Source organism: Bacteroidota bacterium (assembly GCA_016706255.1).
Taxonomy (GTDB): Bacteria; Bacteroidota; Bacteroidia; order Chitinophagales; family BACL12; genus UBA7236.
In genome coordinates this window covers 90,594-104,577 of record JADJJZ010000001.1, presented here as the reverse complement: position 1 = coordinate 104,577, position 13,984 = coordinate 90,594, and the positions used below count along the sequence as shown (strand labels likewise).

The window sequence follows — 13,984 nt, the reverse complement described above, 5'->3', positions numbered from 1 at the left end:
TGGTTTTATGTCAAAAAAGCGTTTGAATGCCTAATCCGAATTTCGCTTCATGGTCTAAAAGCCATTTTTTTCGAAACATTCCGCCTGCATATCCGGTTAAGCTTGAATCGGAACCAATAACGCGGTGACAGGGAATAATAATGCCAATCGGATTTTTTCCATTCGCTGCCCCAACTGCTCGGGTCGATTTTTCATCTCCAACCAATTTTGCAATATCCAGATAACTCACGGTTGCAGCATAAGGAATTCCCTGTAACGATTTCCACACCTTCTTCTGAAAGTCAGTTCCGGTGGGCGCTAAGGGCAAATCAAATACTTTCCGTTTGCCGTTAAAATATTCATCTAATTGATGCATACATTGCTGTAATACACCTTTTGGTTTATTTACTTCAGGCGCTGTTTTTTCAACAAATCCCACCACAGTAATAAATTCATCGTTATGTTTTATTTCAATGGTGCCTATTGGCGATATATAATATGAGGTAAGTAATTCCGGCATGCTGTTGAACAAAATTGAACAATATTTTGGGATGCGGAAAAAAATGTTTTCAACTAAAGCCAACAACGTTTATTTATCGCGGTCGAATAATTTGCGTTTTTCTTTAATTAAAACATATCGAAAGGTAATGCCCATACCAATATTGAACCAATCGTCCTGGCCCGGTTTTACGGTTGGTTTTAAATCTGCAGAAACAACAAATGGCAAAAGCAGCACCTTATATTCTAACCCAAAAACCACATTTGCGCCCCAATATGACGAGTCGGCATTGTAATACTTGCCATATACCGGACCGGCACCGATGTAAGTATTTAGGCTTTTTGTAAACAACAAATTATTGTGGTATTCCAGTAAGCCGCCAACCGAGGTTTCGTTTAAATTAAACAATACTATTCCCTCAACTGTAGTATGGTCAAACACCTTTTGCTGTAAACTCAGGCCAATGCCTTCTTTCGACATGCGAATGCCACCTGCAGTAACATACTTTTGGCAGTAAGCTGTAAATGGTAAACAAAGAAGCAAAACGATTACGATTTTATTCATCCGGATTTATGACACGTTAAACGATATTATTGGTGGCTTTATTTAAATTGCTGTTCGCATTTCGGTTGAGGCTTATATCTTTGCGGCATGGGATTGAAGTCGCTGCTCGCCAAACCATTTGCCGATTACATTGCAAAGCAAGTATATGCTGCTGCTCGTAATGCGGTTGAGCGACAGGAAAAAATTATGCTTAGTTTGGTTCGTGATGCAGCTCATACTCAATTTGGTCGTGATCATGGATTCAGTAATATCAATGACTATGCCGCATTCAAAAAAAACATTCCGGTTCGTGATTATGAAGGGTTACGTTTTTACATTGATAAAATGGTAGCGGGAGAAAGTGATGTTTTATGGAAGGGAAAGCCATTGTATTTAGCAAAAACATCAGGTACTACTTCAGGTGTAAAATATATTCCGCTCACAAAAGAAAGTGTTCCCAGTCATATTAATGCTGCAAGAAATGCATTGTTGATGTATGTGCATGAAACACGCAATACTGATTTTATTTCAGGTAAAATGATTTTTTTGCAGGGATCACCCGAATTAACAGAAAAAAACGGAATTAAAACCGGACGTTTGTCGGGCATTGTTTATCACTTTGTTCCGGGCTATTTGTTACGCAATCGCATGCCGGCTTATGATACGAATTGTATCGAAGATTGGGAAACAAAGGTGGATGCCATAGCGCATGAAACATTAAATGAAAATATGTCACTAATCAGTGGAATTCCACCATGGGTATTGATGTATTTTGAAAAACTCACAGAAATTACCGGCAAAAAAACGGTGCAGGAAATATTTCCTTCATTTTCATTATTTGTATACGGTGGTGTAAATTATGAACCCTATCGCGCAAAAATTGAAGCGATTGTCGGGAAAAAAATTCCATCTATTGAAACCTATCCTGCCAGTGAGGGATTTATTGCTTATCAGGATAGTCAGCAAGCGCCCGGTTTATTATTAAATGTGGATGCAGGTATATTTTTCGAGTTTATTCCGGCAGCAGAAATATTTGATGAAAATGCAACACGTATCATGTTGAAAGATGTTCAACTGGATGTAAATTATGCAATCATTATAAATAATAATGCCGGTTTATGGGGATATAATATTGGTGATACGGTAAAATTTGTTTCGCTGTCGCCATACCGAATAGTAGTTACAGGAAGAATCAAACATTTTATTTCAGCATTTGGCGAACATGTGATAGGTGAGGAGGTAGAATATGCATTATTAAAAGCGGCCGCTGAGGTTGATGCGGAAATAGTAGAATTTACTGTGGCTCCGCAGGTGACACCTGAAAGTGGTTTGCCATATCACGAATGGTTTGTTGAATTTGGCAAGCAGCCTGCAGATATGGAAACATTTGCAGTGAAAGTGGACACCTATTTACAGGAAAAGAACATTTATTATAAAGACCTGATAGCGGGTAAAATACTGAAACCACTGGTGGTAACGTTAGTTCAGCCATCAGGATTCAGGAGTTATATGCGGTCGAAAGGAAAGCTGGGCGGGCAAAACAAAGTAGCCAGGCTGAGTAACGACAGGCAGATAGCCGATGAACTAAAAGAATGGACAGTGTGTTAACAAAGTTTAATCATAGCTTAGAAGTAATAACAAGATAATTCACGAATTTCGCAGCACTTATGGAAGTTTTAATACAGATTGCGCAACTGATTCTCGCGCTTACAATATTGGTTTTTATTCACGAATTAGGTCATTTTATGGCTGCCAGGATGTTTGGTATTCGCGTTGAAAAATTCTTTATATTTTTTGATGCTTACGGCAAAAAAATCTGGTCGATAAAACGTGGTGACACGGAATATGGCATCGGTTGGTTACCGCTGGGTGGTTATGTGAAAATTGCCGGTATGATAGATGAAAGTATGGATAAAGATGCCATGAAAAAACCACCTGAACCATGGGAGTTAAGGTCGAAACCAAACTGGCAAAAATTTATTGTAATGATAGGCGGTATCGTGATGAATGTAATTCTCGGTATCCTATTATACATTTTTATTTTATCCAACTACGCTAAAAATTATACTACTGTTGAAGGGATTAATAATGCAGGTGGAATTTACGCTACCGAAGCAGGGAAAGATTATGGTTTTGAAACAGGAGATCAATTAGTTTCCATTAATGGAAAATCGTACGAACGTATTGATGATTATGTTTCTGCACGTTTATATTTTGGTTCAGATGTAGTTGTGAATCGCGGAGGTAAGGAAGTTGCCATTGTAGTTCCTGATAGTGCATTTAAAACAAAAATGCGGGGTAAGATGTTATTCGATTTAAAAGGAACATCTACCATTGCGGGGTTAAGTGATACGCTGAAATTAGCATCTTCAGCCGGGTTTAAAAAAGGCGACATTATTTATGCAGTAGATAGCACCGTTATTGAATATCCATCACAATTTATTGAAGGTTTAGCTGCAAAGAAAAATGGTAATGCTGTTGTTACGGTAATTCGTGATGGTAATAAGGTGGATTTAACCACTGCTGTTAATGATAATGGTAAAATTGGTATTGAACAAAATATAAAACCTTATGCGTATGATTCAGTGCACTATTCATTAGGCAAATCAATTGCTTATGGAACACGTGATGCATTTGAAGTATTTTATTTTCAGGCAGTTAGTCTGGCACGCATTTTTTCAGGCGATATTCCTGCAAAAGAAAGTATTTCAAGTCCGATTGGTATTACAAAATTATTTGCGCCAACATGGGACTGGGCTTCGTTTTGGGTTTTGACGGCACTGTTAAGTATGGTGTTGGCATTTATGAATTTATTACCGATACCGGCATTAGATGGCGGCCATATTATGTTCATTATAATTGAAAGTATTACCGGTAAAAAACTCTCCGATAAATTTATGGAAAGGGCGCAATTAGTTGGTATGATTTTATTATTATCGCTCATGGTATTTGCTGTTGGTAACGATATTATGAAGATGTTCAATTAAGGTGTTTTTTAATTTATCGGCTCATTAAAAATTGTAGCATGCAATATTTCGATTTGTATCAGATTCCTGTTCAATTTTTTCCTGATGAGCAATTCATAAAAAAGCAATATTTCGTTTTAAGCAAGAAATATCATCCTGACTTTTATACCAATGAAAGCCCGGAAAAACAAGCGGAAATTTTAGCTACTTCAACAGAAGTAAATAAGGCGTATCAAACCCTGCTCGATTTTGATAAACGGATGAAATACATTTTGATGGAATCCGGTTATTTGCAGGAAGAAGAAAAATTTGTTTTGCCTCAGGATTTTCTGATGGAAATGATGGACCTCAACGAACATTTGATGGAGGTTCAGATGGATGGAGATGCAGCAGCAACACAAAAAATTGAAAACGAAGTTGCCACATTGGAGCATAACCTATTAGATGAAATTAAACCTGTATTGACGGCATTTTCGGAAACAGCTGATGCACAAATATTCCGGGAAATAAAGACCTTTTACTTTAAGCGGAAATACCTACTGCGCATTAAATCGCAATTGGCCGGAATCGTTGATATATAAGGCCTCACAGCATATGGTGTCCCGGAAAACAGTTTTTTATTTGAAAATAAGCGCTATTCGATTAACTTTGCAGCCCTGATTGATGATTAATCAGCTCCACCTCATTTGAAAATAATGAGTACACATGCCGAAATGGTGGAATGGTAGACACGCCGGACTCAAAATCCGGTGCCCTCAAAAAGCGTGTGGGTTCGAGTCCCACTTTCGGTACAGTGATTTTTTTATTGAACAAAATTGGATAAGATTGAACAAAATTTATTGATTGATTGTGTGGGCCTGCCTGCCGGATTGATAATATAGTTGTTCAATTTTAATCATTCGTTCAAAAAATATTGATTTCCAATTTTAACAGAATTAAGGCAGGTTCGAGTCCCGCTTTCGGTACCTTGATTTTTTGATTGAACAAGATTTGATTATTGAACAAAATTGATAAATTGCTGCGTGTGGGCCTGCCTGCCGGATTGATAGTATAGTTGTTCAATTTTAATCATGCGTTCAAAAAATATTGATTTCCAATTTTAACAGAATTAAGGCAGGTTCGAGTCGCACTTTCGGAGTGATTTTTTTGAACAAGATTGATAAGATTGAACAAAATTGAACAATCCGTAGTTGACAATGATGATTGATTGTGTGGGCCTGCCTGCCGGATTGATAATATAGTTGTTCAATTTTAATCATTCGTTCAAAAAATATTGATTTCCAATTTTAACAGAATTAAGGCAGGTTCGAGTCCCACTTTCGGTACAGTGATTTTTTTATTGAACAAGATTGGATAAGATTGAACAAAATTGAACAATCCAGATAGGTATCGGGAGAGCAAAATTGATTGATTGAATGTGTTGGCCTGCCTGACGGCATGTATTTTATTACAGGATTATTTCGATTGAATTACAGATTTTTTTATTGAATAATCCCGATAGCTATCGGGAGAACATGATTGATAGATTAAATGATTTGATGAATTTCAAGCAATCATTTTGTTTTGCAAGTGCAAATTGAATACTTCCTAATGGCTGATAAATATGTCTTTACTACTAATGCATAAATCGCTATTTATTTTATTAGAAATTTTTCATCGATCAAAATTTATTGAATAATTATTATTCAATTATCCGCTTACATAATATGATCAAACGCTTTAAATTTGAAAAGCCCGTAATTTACCTATTTTATGATTGTAACTCACAATACCATAATTAGGTTACCTTTAAACAAATTTTTAAAATGGAACGTCGCGACTTTTTAATGAAATCAGGTATATTATCAGCATTTGGTATTGTTGGGCAGACTGCGTTTACTGCATCACCAGCTGCGGATGGGGATAAATTAAGCCCTGTATTATTACCACCATTAGCTCCTTTGGCACATGATAATGGGATGACCGTTCGGGTTTGGATAAGGTCGGCAATGACTAACGGCGTATATTCCAATATTGAATGTGCCTGTGCGCCTAAATTGATGGGGCCTCCACCACATTACCATAAAGAATTGGATGAGTTAATGTATGTTTTAGAAGGAACAGCTAGCATTCTAATTGGGGATGATATTGTCCAGGTTGAAGCAGGAGGTTGGCATTTACGTCCAAGAATGATTAAACATACCTTTTGGAATGCTTCAGATAAGCCACTGCGATTTATGGACATGTATTTTAATCAGCCATTTGAGGAATATCTGGAAAGAATTTTCCATGAACTTACTGTCGAAAATGGTTATGTAGATGGCTCAGAAGAAAAAAATAGGGAAATTAATTTGTTGAATGAAAAATTCGGCCTTATTTTTCCTGATGGTGCATTTGATCAACGCAATGAAATTGCTACAAAATTCAATTTAAAATAACACAGTTAAAATGACTGACTTAATTTGCGACTGAACTCAACGAGTAAAATAATTGGTTTACTTATAGAACAAACTTGATTGATTTGACATGGGTCAAATATCTACTATTTTACCAATTTTCAGTTGAACACGATGTAGTGACGGATAATTATTCGCATATTGTTTGAGAATTGAACAAAATATTGCGCACTGCACATTCCAGCCATTATCCATATTGTTAAATATTTTAATTTATTAAATTTGTTCAAACAATCCCGTGGACAAATTTGAAACACATAATAAAGTATTAATCATAGGCGCTGGCCCTGGCGGATTGTGTGCGGCATTTAAATTAGTGAAAAGCGGTATTGTTCCGGTAATTATTGAACAACAAGATGTTACCGGCGGGCAGGCTAAAAGCATTTGTTTAGATGATGTTAAAGTTGATGTCGGTAATAAACAATTTTACAGTAGAATTCCTGAATTAATTGACTTTCTGGAAAATGATCTGGGTTGTGAAATGACCAATTATGTGCAACGGATTGGTATTGTATACAATAACAGGATATTTGAACAGTCATCAAAATATAGAGGAGTTCGTAGAGGAATGCCTTTTTTTCTCCTGGTTCAAGGGTTATTAGACCTGGTAAAAAACAAATTGAAAGCCACCAGAGTTAAACCTGCTAATTTCGAAAAACAAATGCATCAGTTAAGAGGTGAATTATTTTCTAAAATATTTGCCCAGGTATATGAAGAAAAAGTAACAGGATTGTTATGGAAGGATGTTCCGTTTTCTAAATTAGAAAGTTTACAGCCCGATAAAAATTTGATAAGTGGATTAAAACGATTTGTTTCACACTCTAAACAAATAAAAAGCAAACAACCGTTATGGCAACATCCTATCCAGAGCACAGGTAAAATTGCTGAAAACATTACGGCTTATCTTAAACAACAAGGTGTTCCAATTTTATTTAATGCAAAAGTTACAGGCATTGATATTGATGACAACAATCTGCATAAAGTAACCATTCAAAATGAAGGTGGTGTTAGTTATATTTTTGCTGATAATGTTATTGTTTCGGCCCCTCTAACCAAAATAAATGACTGGATAACCGGTAAAACTAATAGTAACAAGGTAACCCCTAAAATGCGCTCTGCTATTATTGTTTATCTGGTAATGTCAGGAGATTGTTTATTTGAACATACGTTTTTACGTATCGCAACACCGAATACTCCCATTACAAGAATTACAAATTACAATGCATATCATGCAAATATGGTTGGTAGTGGTAAATGTTGTATTGGTATTGAATTGTTTTTACACCAAAATAATGTTGATTTTACGCAATCTGATAATTGGTATCTTGAAACAGCAATTTCATTTTGTAAAAAAGCTAATTTAATTGATGCGGATAAAATAATAAATTCAAAAGTGCTTCGAATTCCTTTTGGCGAAGCCGGTTTAAGTCCTAAAGATTATCTGGTTAATGAAGAATTGCGCTCAGCATATAATAATGTAAATTTGAATCCTAAGCTTTATTATATCACCCGAACGGGACTAGACCGTTCAATGCATGCAGGGTTACTTGCTGCAGCGGCGATTCTTGAAAATAAACGGGATCTATTTCTCACCAAAACAAATCAATTGGCAACCGAACCCTGGTTAGATTAAACCTGTAACTGAAAAATTTTAATTCTAGGGTTTTATCAAACGATGCTACAACAATTTCTGTTTACTTTTGTATATAATCTTTGAAATGCTAAGGACAATTATCACCGGAACCGGAGCTTATATTCCGCCCATCATAAAAACAAACCGCGATTTTGCGATATATGATTTCTATGATGAGGATAATAGTAAAATAACGACACCACCTCAGGAAGTTACGGATAAATTCAGACAGATTACGGGTATTGAAGAACGCAGGTATGCGGAAACGGATATGAATGCTTCCAATATGGGCACCATTGCTGCGAAAATTGCAATTGAAGCAAGTGGAATAGATCCTGAAACCCTCGATCAGATTATAGTTGCACATAATTTCGGGAATGTTACCAAACATACCATCCAAACCGATATTTTACCCGCATTGGCTTCCCGAATTAAACATGATTTACAAATTCACAATCCGGCATGTGTAGCCTACGATATATTATTTGGTTGTCCTGGCTGGCTGCAAGGTGTTATACAAAGTGATGCCTTTTTTAAAGCGGGTATTGCTAAAAAATCGTTAGTTATTGGAACAGAAACGCTTAGCCGTGTGCTCGACCTGTACGACCGTGACTCCATGATATTTTCGGATGGGGCAGGAGCTACTGTTTTGGAATATCTTGAAACAGGAGCGGCGGGAAGTGGAATTTTGAGCAGTAGTGTGGCTTCACATTGTATCGACGAAGCTTATTACTTGCATATGGGAAAAGCAAATTTCCCGGAATCGGACCCAAGGGTGCGTTATATCAAAATGAAAGGCCGTAAGGTTTATGAATATGCAATGAAATTTGTTCCTATGGCCATGAAAGATTGTCTGGACAAAGCCGGAATCGGGATTCAGGATGTAAAGAAGGTGTTTATCCATCAGGCAAATGAAAAAATGGATGAGGGTATTATAAAGGCGTTGTTTAAGTTATACGACCTGAAAAACATACCGGAGCATATCATGCCAATGAGTATTCATAAACTCGGAAACAGTTCGGTGGCGACGATTCCAACACTTTTTGATATGGTGAAAAGAGGCGAGCTGCCGGAACATCAGCTCAATTCAGGGGATATCGTTTTGTTTGCCTCAGTCGGAGCCGGAATGAATATCAATGCGGTTTGTTACCGGATTTAAACCGGGAATACAATTTTTTAACAGGAATTCTTTCCATTTTCACCCGGAAAGCCATACTTTTACAGTCTGCTGAAGAAGTTGGACCGAATGTTGGCACTGTGTTAACGCGAAATACGATTTTGGTCAATTTTTTAAGTTTTTTGGACTGATTATCAACGAGTTACGTTTATAAAATTAATTTTTCATTATAGTATTGTTTAATTTGGTTGCATTCATTACCTTTGCAACTTCATTTAAAAAAGTCATGTACGCAATAGTAAACATAGCCGGGCAACAGTTCAAGGTTGAAGAAAACCAGGAAATTTTTGTTCATCGCCAGGAAGGCAATGAAGGGGACAGCATTGAGTTTAAGGAAGTACTCCTTAAGGCGAAAGACGACAAAGTTCAGGTGGGCAGTCCAACTGTAGCTTCTGCAAGTGTTTCAGCTACAATTCTTTCACATGTAAAAGGCGATAAGGTGATTATCTTCAAAAAGAAACGCCGCAAAAATTACCGTGTTAAAAACGGTCACCGCCAATCATTTACCAAAATTAAAATCGAAAAAATCAATTAAATCTAAACATCATGGCACATAAGAAAGGCGTCGGTAGTTCCAAAAACGGTCGTGAAAGTCACAGCAAACGTTTAGGTGTTAAAATCTGGGGTGGTCAACCTGTTATCGCAGGAAATATCATCATCCGTCAAAGAGGCACTGAATTCCATCCCGGTAAAAACGTAGGTATGGGAAAAGATCATACAATTTTTGCATTAGTTGAAGGTGTAGTTACTTTCACAAAAGGTCGCAAAGATCGTTCATTCGTAAATGTAATTCCGGCAGAAGCAGAAGCTTAATTAATTCCGGATTTAAAATATTTAACCCTGGCTTTTTAGTCGGGGTTTTTTTATACCCGCTTGCGATACTTTAATACGGCCCAAGTATTAAATACAATTGCCATGATTCCGATTATGAGCAGGCTGTGACTGATATCGCTGAACGAACTGTCCTTCATCACAATCATACGCATTACTTCAATAAAATATTTCACGGGATTAAACCAGGTAATTACCTGTGCCCAATATGGCATACTATCAATGGAGGTATATAATCCACCCATCAAAATAAATATCATCATAAAGAAAAAGGAAATAAACATTGCTTGCTGTTGTGATTCGGCAATGGTGCTTATTAATAATCCTATTCCTAATAAAGCCAACAGATATACTGCAGCAAATAAGTAAATTAACCCAATATTGCCTTCCGGAATTATTCCGTAAACAAATCGTGCAATACCTAAGCCAATAGTTAATACAATAAATCCGATAATCCAGAATGGTATGAGTTTGCCCAAAATGAACTGGTATTTTTTAATTGGAGAAACATTTATTTGTTCAATTGTGCCAACTTCTTTTTCATGAACAATGTTTAAAGCACTTAAAAAACTGCCTACCATGGTTAATAGAATTACCAAAATGCCGGGCACCATAAATAAAGTATAACTCATTCCAGGATTATACCAATTACTATACGTAACATTAATTACGGGAACCGGATTTACTTTCGGCATGGTAATTAACTGCTCACGTATTTCCTGATTGTATTCATTTATAATATTTACTGCATAAGATGCGCCGATATTTCCTTTTGCACCATTTACAGCATTAACAGCTAATGATAATTCCGAACCGTTTTCCTTAATTAAATCCTTTTCAAAATGAGGAGGGATGGTAAGAATGATATCGGCTTCATCTTTTTCAATACTGCCAAGTGCTTCATCATAAGAATCGGCAACATCTTTAATTATAAAATATTCGGACGCGGCGAGTTTGGTTAATAATAATTGTGAATAGGAGGAATGGTCCTGGTCAACAATACATAAGTTTACATTTTTAACTTCATAATCAGCAGCAAGTGGCAATACCAGTAATTGTACAGCCGGCATCATAAATATGATACGCAAAATTGCAGGATTTCGCCTGATTTGCTGAAACTCTTTCCGCAGTATGACCAATAACATTTTCATTCGAGTCGTATTTTAAATTTGCGCCAGCTTATGGTTAAAAAGAAAACCGTCATTCCAAATAAGATTAATATTTCTTTCCAAACACTATTAAATCCTAATCCTTTAATCATTACATCTTTAATGATAATAAAAAACCATTTTGTAGGAACAATATTTGAAAGCACTTGCATGGGTACCGGCATGTTTTCAATTGGAAACATAAAGCCGCTTAATATTAACGTTGGCAACATCAAACCCATTAAAGAAATAAACATTGCAGTTTGTTGTGAGTCGGTAATGTTGCTTATCATTAATCCCAGTGATAAGGCTGTAGTAATAAATAAAAAACAAACACCCAATACTAAAAATATACTGCCGTTTATCGGGAGGTCTAACAAAGTGACACTGATAATTAAGATGGTTGATACATTAATTAAAGAAATTACCATGTATGGAACAGCCTTACTTAAAATCAAAACCATTGGTTTGAGCGGAGATGCCAATAATATTTCCATGGTATTTAATTCCTTTTCTCTAACAATTGAAATGGAGGTCATCATTGCCGAAATCAACAATAAAATCATTCCCATAACGCCGGGAACAAATAAATACGCACCCTTTAATTGAGGATTGTATAACATTCTGATTTCGTTGGTAATAGTATATGGTAATTTAAACGCACCATTTGCATTATTCTGATAATCGCGAATAACGGAACCTGCGTAAACTTCTAAAGTTGTGGCAGTATTTGGGTCTGTGGCATCGGCAAGTAATTGAATAGATGCACTGTTGTTGTGCAGCAAATTTTCTTTAAACTGAGGCGGTATAATAATGGCCAGTTTTATTTCATCAGCTTTAAAGGCTTTATCAATTTCATCAATTGTATTTGGAGTGGCAACTATTTCAAAATAACGACTGGCATTTAATTCCTCAATTAGGTTATGAGATGCTTCATCGTTTGCACCATCCATTATAGCGATTTCTGTATTTTTTATTTCATTGGTTAAAGCAAAACCAAAAATCAGCATTTGAGCGATGGGCAACGCAAAAATAATCAACAGCGATTTTCTATCGCGGAAAATATGATAAAATTCCTTTCTTACAAAAACGAGAAACTGATACATATTAATCTGCTGTTCTTTTTGCACCTCTTGCGAGTTGCGTGAAAATTTCATCTATGGATGCCGCATTAAATTGTTTTTTTAATGCAGCAGGTGTATCTAATGCTTCAATTCTTCCATCAACCATGATACTGATGCGGTCGCAATATTCAGCCTCATCCATATAATGTGTTGTTACAAATACGGTAACTCCCTGATTGGCGGCGTCGTAAATTAATTCCCAAAACTTTCTTCTGGTTACAGGATCAACTCCCCCGGTTGGCTCATCTAAAAAAACAATTTTTGGTTGATGTATAATTGCGATTGAAAATGCTAATTTTTGTTTCCACCCTAATGGTAATGCCTTAACCAATGTTTTGGATTCATGCGCCATGTCGAGTTTATTCAATAGTTCTGCCGCTTTTATTTTAATTTGTTTGTTACTTAATCCGTAAATGCCACCAAAAAAACGAATATTCTCTATCACGGGAATATCTTCATATAAAGAAAACCGCTGACTCATATACCCGATGTTTTGTTTTACTTTTTCCATGTTGGTATATAAATCGTATCCTGCAACTTCTGCTTTTCCGGAAGTAGGTTCCCAAATACCGATCAGCATCTTCATGGCCGTTGTTTTACCTGCTCCGTTTGCACCAAGAAAACCAAATATCTCGCCCTTATTCACGTGAAACGAAATATTGTCGACAGCAGTGAAATCGCCGAATTTTTTCGTTAGTTTTTCTGTGATAATTACTTTTTCGGTTTGCATATTAATTATGTTCCATTAATGCCATAAAACAATCTTCAATTTCGGGCTGAATTATTTTTACTTCTACCTGTTGATGGTTCAGTTTTGTAATGGCATCGGTTAAGTAGGGGATATCCAATTGATTATCATTTAGGGTTACGTGTAAATAATCACCAAAGCCAAAACAACTGAAAACAGCAGGAATACCACGAACATCTTGAATTAAACGATGCATGTTTTCTGCCTTCACTGCAAATAATTTTTTTGAATAGGATGCTATAATTTGTTCCGGTGTATCAATTTGCATGATGTTACCGTTTTGAATTAATGCAATTCGGTCGCATAAATTGGCTTCATCCATATAAGGTGTTGAAACAAGAATGGTAATATCGCTTTGTAAACGTTTTAGCATCTCCCAAAATTCTTTTCTGGAAACAGGGTCAACACCTGTTGTTGGTTCATGGAGAAATAACACACTGGGTTTGTGAATGAGGGCACAACACAAAGCTAGTTTCTGTTTCATTCCACCGGATAACTTGCCTGCTTTACGTTGTTTAAACGGTTCCAGCTGAATATAAATATCTTTTATTAAATGATAATTCTCTTCAATAGTAGTATGAAATAGTGTGGCAAAAAACTGGAGGTTTTCTTCTACCGTTAAATCCTGGTATAAAGAAAATTTCCCGGGCATGTAACCGATTTGTTTTCTGATGGATAAATAATCTTTTACCACATCCATTCCTTCTATACTTGCGTTACCTGAATCAGCCAGCCATAAGGTTGTTAATATTCTGAATAAAGTAGTTTTGCCTGCGCCATCCGGGCCAATCAAACCGAATAATTCACCCTTTTTTATATCAAAAGAAATATCCGTAAGGGCTTTTATGGAGCCTTTATTAAAAGTTTTACTGATATGTTCTATTTGAATTGCGTTCATTAC

At 36.2% G+C, this 13,984-nt stretch carries 14 protein-coding genes and 1 tRNA gene; 9 read left to right on the top strand and 6 right to left on the bottom strand.

Annotated features, from left to right (window positions below; all coding sequences use genetic code 11):
* Positions 1–10: 10 nt before the first annotated feature.
* On the bottom strand, positions 11–499 hold the full coding sequence (locus IPI65_00470) for a methylated-DNA--[protein]-cysteine S-methyltransferase (protein ID MBK7440035.1): 489 nt from the start codon (positions 497–499) through the stop codon (positions 11–13).
* Positions 500–568: 69 nt separating this feature from the next.
* On the bottom strand, positions 569–1,042 hold the full coding sequence (locus IPI65_00465; protein MBK7440034.1) for a hypothetical protein: 474 nt from the start codon (positions 1,040–1,042) through the stop codon (positions 569–571).
* Between the two features lie 87 nt (positions 1,043–1,129).
* Between IPI65_00465 and IPI65_00460 the strand changes: the two genes are divergently transcribed.
* The 9 genes from IPI65_00460 to rpmA all read left to right on the top strand — a co-directional run bounded on the left by IPI65_00460 (position 1,130) and on the right by rpmA (position 10,045).
* Positions 1,130–2,629: a GH3 auxin-responsive promoter family protein gene (locus IPI65_00460; protein ID MBK7440033.1), complete on the top strand. Its 1,500-nt coding sequence runs from the start codon at positions 1,130–1,132 to the stop codon at positions 2,627–2,629.
* A gap of 59 nt (positions 2,630–2,688) precedes the next feature.
* Positions 2,689–4,008 (top strand): RIP metalloprotease RseP, encoded by a 1,320-nt coding sequence (gene rseP, locus IPI65_00455; protein ID MBK7440032.1) that lies wholly within the window; start codon positions 2,689–2,691, stop codon positions 4,006–4,008.
* Between the two features lie 38 nt (positions 4,009–4,046).
* A complete protein-coding gene (gene hscB, locus IPI65_00450) occupies positions 4,047–4,568 on the top strand; it encodes a Fe-S protein assembly co-chaperone HscB (protein MBK7440031.1) in 522 nt (173 codons plus the stop codon).
* 126 nt (positions 4,569–4,694) lie between these two features.
* Positions 4,695–4,778: transfer RNA gene (locus tag IPI65_00445), tRNA-Leu, on the top strand.
* Between the two features lie 1,014 nt (positions 4,779–5,792).
* Positions 5,793–6,404: a cupin domain-containing protein gene (locus IPI65_00440; protein ID MBK7440030.1), complete on the top strand. Its 612-nt coding sequence runs from the start codon at positions 5,793–5,795 to the stop codon at positions 6,402–6,404.
* A 256-nt stretch (positions 6,405–6,660) separates the two neighbouring features.
* The gene (locus IPI65_00435; GenBank protein MBK7440029.1) at positions 6,661–8,055 is read left to right on the top strand and encodes an NAD(P)-binding protein; all 1,395 of its coding nucleotides are present in this window, start codon (positions 6,661–6,663) and stop codon (positions 8,053–8,055) included.
* An 85-nt stretch (positions 8,056–8,140) separates the two neighbouring features.
* A complete protein-coding gene (locus IPI65_00430) occupies positions 8,141–9,214 on the top strand; it encodes a ketoacyl-ACP synthase III (protein MBK7440028.1) in 1,074 nt (357 codons plus the stop codon).
* Between the two features lie 244 nt (positions 9,215–9,458).
* On the top strand, positions 9,459–9,767 hold the full coding sequence (rplU, locus tag IPI65_00425) for a 50S ribosomal protein L21 (protein ID MBK7440027.1): 309 nt from the start codon (positions 9,459–9,461) through the stop codon (positions 9,765–9,767).
* Positions 9,768–9,778: 11 nt separating this feature from the next.
* Entirely contained in the window at positions 9,779–10,045 is a 267-nt protein-coding gene (rpmA, locus tag IPI65_00420) for a 50S ribosomal protein L27 (protein ID MBK7440026.1), read from the top strand.
* A gap of 50 nt (positions 10,046–10,095) precedes the next feature.
* On the opposite strand, the gene IPI65_00415 is transcribed toward rpmA, so the two are convergent.
* The 4 genes from IPI65_00415 to IPI65_00400 are packed head-to-tail and all read right to left on the bottom strand — an operon-like array spanning position 10,096 to position 13,981.
* Positions 10,096–11,214 (bottom strand): ABC transporter permease, encoded by a 1,119-nt coding sequence (locus IPI65_00415; protein ID MBK7440025.1) that lies wholly within the window; start codon positions 11,212–11,214, stop codon positions 10,096–10,098.
* Positions 11,211–12,317 carry an ABC transporter permease gene (locus IPI65_00410; protein ID MBK7440024.1) on the bottom strand — a complete coding sequence of 369 codons (1,107 nt, stop codon included), beginning with the start codon at positions 12,315–12,317 and terminating at the stop codon, positions 11,211–11,213. The genes IPI65_00415 and IPI65_00410 overlap by 4 nt, the downstream gene beginning before the upstream one ends.
* A 1-nt stretch (position 12,318) precedes the next feature.
* Complete coding sequence (locus IPI65_00405; GenBank protein ID MBK7440023.1) at positions 12,319–13,065, bottom strand: ABC transporter ATP-binding protein; 747 nt, start codon at positions 13,063–13,065, stop codon at positions 12,319–12,321.
* A gap of 1 nt (position 13,066) precedes the next feature.
* Entirely contained in the window at positions 13,067–13,981 is a 915-nt protein-coding gene (locus tag IPI65_00400) for an ABC transporter ATP-binding protein (protein MBK7440022.1), read from the bottom strand.
* Positions 13,982–13,984 lie beyond the last annotated feature (3 nt).

Bases quoted from the DNA above. Each gene is read 5' to 3' on its own strand.
- hscB (MBK7440031.1), top strand. From the start codon at position 4,047: ATGCAATATTTCGATTTGTATCAGATTCCTGTTCAATTTTTTCCTGAT.
- IPI65_00465 (MBK7440034.1), bottom strand. From the start codon at position 1,042: ATGAATAAAATCGTAATCGTTTTGCTTCTTTGTTTACCATTTACAGCT.
- IPI65_00415 (MBK7440025.1), bottom strand. From the start codon at position 11,214: ATGAAAATGTTATTGGTCATACTGCGGAAAGAGTTTCAGCAAATCAGG.
- IPI65_00410 (MBK7440024.1), bottom strand. From the start codon at position 12,317: ATGTATCAGTTTCTCGTTTTTGTAAGAAAGGAATTTTATCATATTTTC.
- IPI65_00400 (MBK7440022.1), bottom strand. From the start codon at position 13,981: ATGAACGCAATTCAAATAGAACATATCAGTAAAACTTTTAATAAAGGC.
- IPI65_00470 (MBK7440035.1), bottom strand. From the start codon at position 499: ATGCCGGAATTACTTACCTCATATTATATATCGCCAATAGGCACCATT.
- IPI65_00430 (MBK7440028.1), top strand. From the start codon at position 8,141: ATGCTAAGGACAATTATCACCGGAACCGGAGCTTATATTCCGCCCATC.
- IPI65_00440 (MBK7440030.1), top strand. From the start codon at position 5,793: ATGGAACGTCGCGACTTTTTAATGAAATCAGGTATATTATCAGCATTT.
- IPI65_00460 (MBK7440033.1), top strand. From the start codon at position 1,130: ATGGGATTGAAGTCGCTGCTCGCCAAACCATTTGCCGATTACATTGCA.
- rpmA (MBK7440026.1), top strand. From the start codon at position 9,779: ATGGCACATAAGAAAGGCGTCGGTAGTTCCAAAAACGGTCGTGAAAGT.
- rseP (MBK7440032.1), top strand. From the start codon at position 2,689: ATGGAAGTTTTAATACAGATTGCGCAACTGATTCTCGCGCTTACAATA.
- rplU (MBK7440027.1), top strand. From the start codon at position 9,459: ATGTACGCAATAGTAAACATAGCCGGGCAACAGTTCAAGGTTGAAGAA.
- IPI65_00405 (MBK7440023.1), bottom strand. From the start codon at position 13,065: ATGCAAACCGAAAAAGTAATTATCACAGAAAAACTAACGAAAAAATTC.